Source organism: Pseudoalteromonas sp. SG44-8 (genome assembly GCF_014164125.1).
Classification (GTDB): Bacteria; Pseudomonadota; Gammaproteobacteria; order Enterobacterales; family Alteromonadaceae; genus Pseudoalteromonas; species Pseudoalteromonas rhizosphaerae.
In genome coordinates this window covers 1-251 of record NZ_JACJEQ010000102.1, presented here as the reverse complement: position 1 = coordinate 251, position 251 = coordinate 1, and the positions used below count along the sequence as shown (strand labels likewise).

At 51.8% G+C, this 251-nt stretch carries 1 rRNA gene; it reads right to left on the bottom strand.

The features are described 5' to 3' along the window. Positions 1-251 (bottom strand): 16S ribosomal RNA (locus tag H5163_RS21140); the annotation flags it as partial.

Here is a 251-nt window from a genome sequence, read left to right as displayed (position 1 = left end):
ACCTGCTAGCAACTAAGGATAGGGGTTGCGCTCGTTGCGGGACTTAACCCAACATCTCACAACACGAGCTGACGACAGCCATGCAGCACCTGTATCAGAGTTCCCGAAGGCACCAAACCATCTCTGGTAAGTTCTCTGTATGTCAAGTGTAGGTAAGGTTCTTCGCGTTGCATCGAATTAAACCACATGCTCCACCGCTTGTGCGGGCCCCCGTCAATTCATTTGAGTTTTAACCTTGCGGCCGTACTCCC